This window comes from Mucilaginibacter lacusdianchii (genome assembly GCF_009770985.1).
Classification (GTDB): Bacteria; Bacteroidota; Bacteroidia; order Sphingobacteriales; family Sphingobacteriaceae; genus Mucilaginibacter; species Mucilaginibacter lacusdianchii.
This window is the reverse complement of sequence record NZ_WSRW01000003.1, coordinates 1190559-1196933: the sequence shown is the minus strand read 5'-3', so window position 1 is coordinate 1196933 and position 6375 is coordinate 1190559. Positions and strand designations below refer to the sequence as shown.

Sequence of the window (6375 nt, the reverse complement as noted above, 5' to 3'; positions counted from 1 at the left end):
TTTGCGTTTCTATAAAGTTGGGGATGGATGGCCGATGCCGTAATAGCCGACTCCTGTCGGTTCCATTGCTATCCTTAATAACTATAAGCTAACCTTGATCTTACACTGCAGATAGAACAAATATTAAGGACTAGAAGAGTAAATTCTTAACATTCTTGTTAAATCATAAATAATATCATCTCTGATCAAAAAGGAATAAACAATATCAATTTAAATATTAATTAGGATTCTATTCATGTTTGAAAAACAACGCTCAGGCAACAAAAAGCAAATGTTTTAAGATAATCAATAAAGCTAATAGATTATAACTTAAATGTTTAAAAATGCGGTATCAGACCGCTACAGAGAATAGACAAAGCTGTTCATCTTCACCGGCCTATACATTGCGTATTTAAAAAAAGTCAAGCCGATATTTTTTCTAAAACGACCATAACTTACATTTTAATCTAAAAAAAAAGAAAAGCACAATGTTAAACAAAGTAAAAAGATTCTGATTGATAAAAACTATAAGTATAAAGGTGGTCTGTTAGGGTAGAAAATTGTGGATATCAGGGCTAGCGATATAAATTATTTTTATAGACGACATGGCGTTCCTCTCAAAGATAGATAACCAACATTCTTAACAAGGATTTGCTAGTTAATCGAGGATTAGGATTATAAGTGATGTCTATTCCCTATAGTATAACACATCCCAAAACGTTCTTTTTAACTTGTAAATGTATTGTAAGTTAATAACTTTGTAATTCAAAGAACTTTTAAAATGATACAATGACACAGATAAAGAATTTGACAAAAAAGCCTTTATTTACCTCTTCTTTATGTAAGCGTATGTTATTTGGGGCAGGAATCGGACTTGTTATGATATGTTTTTTTGTAATTGGTGCAGGAAAAGGTAAGCCAGTGTGGGGGGAGTATTGGAGAATTAAACCTTTATTGCTTACACCGTTTCTTGGTGCTATGACAGGCTTATGCTACGATATTACAGAGCCACTGCGCCGGTTAACTGGATGGGCGGGACGTGTGTTTTGGTTGTTAAGTTTTACTGGATACTGTATAGGTATGTGGGTGGCGCTGGTGTTAGGCCTTGCGGGGACCATGTGGGACTAATATTTGGTTTCGCAAATAGTATTTGTATGTGTAAAGCTGCCATTAACATGGTGGCTTCTATTTTTGGCTGAAATACACCTTTTGCTAAGCTATCAGTAACAAAAAAGCTGTGTCCATTTGTAGAATTGTGATAGCCGAAGTAAAGTACAGATGTTAATAGGTGAGCGAATAATAATAGTTCACCAATCTGACAACTTGTATGTAAACGAGAATTAATTACCTAAATATAAAAATTTACCGAATATCATTTTTGTTATTGGCTTTGCAGAGATTGCTGTTGAAAGATATGATACAGGTTAGAAAAGAAAGGCATGTTGTAGAATAGTGATATTTTATTAACTTACATGCGCGTTTAGCTTTATTTGTATTAGCAACTCAAAAAATATTTTTAAACCTATAAAAAGGCAGCATTTTTATGTGCTGCCAATATTCTATTATCCATATGAAAAAGATAATTCTAAGTACTCTTGTTGTTGGTGCAGCGATGCAATATGCTTCCTTTGCACAGGTAAAAAAAGGTTGGCAACCCTTGTTTGATGGTAAAACCACAAACGGCTGGCATGCTTACCTAAAAAGTGATGCAGGTGCATGGAAAGTAGTTGATGGTTCCTTGGAGTTGGATCCAAAAGCTCCTGGTCAGGCTGATTTGATAACCGATGGCGAGTATGAAAACTTTGAACTTTCTGTAGATTGGAAAATAGCAGAAGGAGGCAACAGCGGTATTATTTTCGGTGTTCATGAAGATTCGTCTTTGGGTGCTACTTATTTATCTGGTATTGAAATGCAGGTTCTGGATAATGAAAAGGCAGAAGATAACAAGAAAGCAAATCACCTTGCTGGTTCCCTGTACGATTTGAAGGCTGCTCCAGCAGACGCAGCTAAGCCGGCTGGACAATGGAACATAGCCAAAATTCGCAAAAATAACGGGCAGCTTACTTTCTGGCTTAACAACAAGGAAGTAATAAACGTGCAAATAGGCAGTGCAGAATGGACTGAACTGATGAACAACAGTAAGTTCAAAACATGGAAAGACTTTGCTAAATATCCAAAAGGTCACATAGCTCTGCAATCGCACGGTGCTGTAGTTGATTATAAAAATATCAAAATTAAGCAATTATAGTATGTTTTACTGATCAAATCATAGACAACCATAACCTTAATAAAAGAAACGCAGACGAATTGTCTGCGTTTCTTTTATAATTAGATTTTACATAGCAACTTCTTTCTAAAAACACAGCTTTTAGGTCCAACAATTAAACTTAGCAGGTCAGCTATAAGTTGACACGAACTTTTTGTTTATTTTGCTGGTAATCAGTAGGGGTAGTTCCAAAGTGTTTAAGAAAATTTCTGCCCAACTGCGATTGTGAGTTGTATCCAACCATGTTTGCTATTTCATATATTTTGTAGGTTCCCTCTTCCAACAAATTGGCAGCGGCTTTTAAACGAGTAATGTTAACCAATTCGTTCAAAGTAAGGTTTGATACAGCTTTTATTTTGCGGAATAATGTGGGCCTGCTCATATTCATCAAGCTTGCAATCAATTCTACATCTAGGTCTGTGTTTTGAATATTTTCACAAATAATAGCATTTAGTTTTTCCAGAAACTTTTCATCGGCCTTAGAGTGGGCTATTGATTTAATAGATGTGACCGGTGAGCTTGCAAAATGCTCTTTAATCTTCTCACGATTACTAAGCAAATTAGCGATCTGTACAAGTAAATAATCAGGAGAAAACGGTTTTTCAAGATAAGCGTCGGCTCCAATATCCAGCCCTTCAATTTTATTTTGTAACGTAGATTTAGCAGTAAGCAAAACAATAGGGATATGACTGTAAGCCAAGTTTGTTTTGATTTTTTTGCATAGCTCAAAGCCGTCCATCACAGGCATCATCACATCGCTTACAATTAACTGCACATTTTTACTACCAATATGGTTAATGGCCTCCTGCCCGTTACGAGCTTTAACAACTGCATATTTATCTCTTAATTCTCTCGAAATAAATTCCAGTATTTCAGGGTTGTCGTCTACTAAAAGAATAACGGGCTTTGTAGAAGTATCTAAAATATCTCGGCTGTCTGCATCCGGTTGCACAGTATTAACGCCTGGGACCGTAAAATCAAATTCGTAATCTTGATGTATAGGAAGGGAAAGTAGCACGATGTTCAAATTGTCAACAGGTTCACCCAGTGTTAAAATACCTTTATGTAATTCAGTAAGTGAACGTGATAGCGGCAAGCCTATTCCTGTTCCCGTGTGCTTTTCAGCAACCTTCATTCTAAAAAATGGCTCAAAAATCTTTTCACGCATTTCAAAAGGTATTAGGTAGCCGTCGTTTTTAAATTCAATGGTAAACGTTTTGTCTTCAGCCTTGTATTTCATCAATTCAATTTCTACAACCGAATAACCGTATTTAACCGCGTTGCCAATTAAGTTGGTTATAATCTTCATGAATGCATCTACATCAACATAGGCATACACATTCTCGTCTGGTTGCTTTAATGTGAAGACAATATTTTTACTGTCAGCCAATGATTTGAATTGCGAAAAAATGTCGGCTAATAGCTGGCCAATATCAGTTCTGACAAAGTTCAGGCGATAACCATCCAATTCTGTTTTCCGAAAGTCTAGAAGCTGATTGGTAAGTTCCAATAACCGGTTGGTATTCTTTTCCATCATCTTCAGGTTGTCCTGAACGTTTGGAACCACTTCTAATTCTTTAATTATATTTTCCATAGGTCCCTTTATCAAAGTAAGGGGCGTTCTTATTTCATGAGCAATGTTGGTAAAAAATTCAATTTTGGCGGTGTAAATCTGTTTCTCTTTATCATGATTCAGAAGTTCAATAAAGCGCTCATGCTTTTGCCGTATTTTAAGGTGGTATCTCTTAAACAAATAGTAAATTACCAATAAACCTATCAAAATATACAGAACGTATGCACCAAAACTTTCCCAAATTGGAGGTGCAATATATATTTCTAGTTTAGTGACTTTAGAATCCCATTCATTGCTACTATTGACAGCTTTGACCATGAAGGTATAATGCCCGGGTGATAGTTGAGTGAAATAAACCTTTCGATTACGCTTTAATTCTGTCCAGCCGTTATCCAAACCTTTCATTTTGTATTGGTAACGAGTCATTTCCGGTGAAGAAAAGTTCAAAGCAGCAAAATCTATACTAAAGGAAGATTGATTATGATTTAATTTTATTTGCTTAATATGGTTAATGGACTGATTTAATAATGAGTCTCTTCCTTTTACAGTTACATCTTTATTATTTATTTGAAGGCCTGTGATATAGACTGGGTAAGTTATTACATCCTGCTTAAATGCCGCGGGATTGAAGCTGATCATACCCTTAACACATCCAAAATACAAGGTGCCATCAGTGTCTTTGAATGCCGAGTTATAATTAAACTGATCACTTAATAAACCGTTGGCCTTGGTATAAACCGTTATTGAATTTTTTGAAAGATTGAGACATACCAAGCCATGGCTGGTGCTTATCCAAAGGTTTTTGTTAGTATCTTCCAGTATTTTATAGATATGATTGCTGGGAAAGCCGTTTTCAATGTTGTAGCATTTGTAGCTGCCGCTCTCCGGGTTGTAATTCCACAAACCTAAACCTTCGGTAGCCAACCACATTTTATGGTTACTATCCTCAAATAAGCCATTTATTGTAGCACGTTCAAGAACTTTGGCATGCGATTTAAACTTAACCTTGCGGCCGATATCTTGTTTTGGATTATAATAATATAAACCTTCATTTACTGTACCCAACCATATGTTACCTCTAAAATCTTCCTGAATAGCATATATGAAAGCGTCTTGCGGAATTTTACTTATTAGGTGAAAATCTTTACTACTATTTCGATACTGATACAAACCCTTGGTTGTCCCCGTTAATATAACTCCAGAACGGGTTCTGCAGAAACCCATTATAAAGTTGCTCTTTAGTTCATTGCTATCTTTTCCGGCCAAATAAACCCTTTTTACTTTTCCCGAGTTAATATCCAGCACATCCAGCCCTCTTTCAAAAGTGCCGATAAAAAGTTCGTCTCCATTAGGCATCAAGCCATGTATGTTAGTATTGGATAACCCGTTAGATCCGTTAGGGCAGTAGTGTGTCCAGGTACGTTTATCAGCACTCAATTTATTTAAGCCATGATCTTCGGTGCCAAGCCACATATTGCCATGGCTATCTTTACATATTTCACGAACCACATTGCCTTTCAAAGAGTTTTCATCATCCGAACCCGGATAAAACTTGTTGAATATGGAATACTGCTGCGAATAATAATTCAACCCACCAAAATAGGTGCCGGCCCAAACGCCGCCTTCTTTGTCTTTATAAAGGGCATAAATGGCATTGTCTGATAAAGAATATGGGTCGTTATAACTTTTTTTGAGATGCGTAAAGCTACCGGTTTGTGTATTATAAATATATATGCCTGATTCTGTTGCAATCCATACCTTCTGGTTACTCACCTTTAGAAAGTTCCTGACATAAATTTCTGTATGGTCTTCTTTGTAAGTCAGCAAATCTTTATAAGTGCCGTCAACACAGTTAAATTCTTTTGCCCCTTGATTAGTAGTTCCTACCAGTATTTTTTTGTTGCCAGCACTATAGATTGTTTCAATATGGTTAGATGCTACCCACTTTGAATGACTAAATAAATTGTAGCTGGTGAAATAAGGCTGTCTACTCTTTAACCGTTCGATTGTGCCAGCGGCTGTAGAAACCCAAATGCTGTTGTTAGCATAAGCAATACTTGTGGCTTCAAAATGTTGATAGGGGCTATAATCAGTAAGCTTGCCCCGCTTGTCAAACATCATTAACGACGTGCCCAAGGTAAACCAAGTGTTATTCTGGGCATCGTGTGCAATGCTGGCTACCTGTTTGCCGGTAGCTGTTTTGATATGAACAAAAGTCTCCTTATCAAAATCATATTTATCAAGTCCTTTATCTGTACCCACCCACAAACCGCCTTTTTGATCGAGGCTCAGGGTATGCACTATATTATCTTCAATACTATTTTTGTCCTTAGGGTTATGCCTAAAAACCCTGAATGTATATCCATCAAAGCAATTGAGGCCATCTTTAGTACCCATCCATAAAAAGCCCCGCCGGTCCTGTAAAATACAATGAACGGTATTATTGGATAATCCATTTTCTACCTGATAATGCTTAAAATAATAAGGTTGCGCATTACAGATATAAATCTGGAGAACCAGAATTATTAGGTAAGTGAATGAGTTCGGTTTCAAATTG

At 36.4% G+C, this 6375-nt stretch carries 3 protein-coding genes; 2 read left to right on the top strand and 1 reads right to left on the bottom strand.

Annotated features, from left to right (window positions below):
• Nucleotides 1-768 precede the first annotated feature (768 nt).
• Nucleotides 769-1107 (top strand): potassium transporter KefB, encoded by a 339-nt coding sequence (locus GPM24_RS18615; RefSeq protein ID WP_158828605.1) that lies wholly within the window; start codon nt 769-771, stop codon nt 1105-1107.
• 442 nt (nt 1108-1549) lie between these two features.
• Nucleotides 1550-2227, top strand: coding sequence for a 3-keto-disaccharide hydrolase (locus GPM24_RS18610; RefSeq protein WP_158828604.1), 678 nt, complete (start codon nt 1550-1552; stop codon nt 2225-2227).
• A 151-nt stretch (nt 2228-2378) separates the two neighbouring features.
• On the opposite strand, the gene GPM24_RS18605 is transcribed toward GPM24_RS18610, so the two are convergent.
• On the bottom strand, nt 2379-6371 hold the full coding sequence (locus GPM24_RS18605) for a hybrid sensor histidine kinase/response regulator transcription factor (RefSeq protein ID WP_158828603.1): 3993 nt from the start codon (nt 6369-6371) through the stop codon (nt 2379-2381).
• Between the last annotated feature and the right edge of the window lie 4 nt (nt 6372-6375).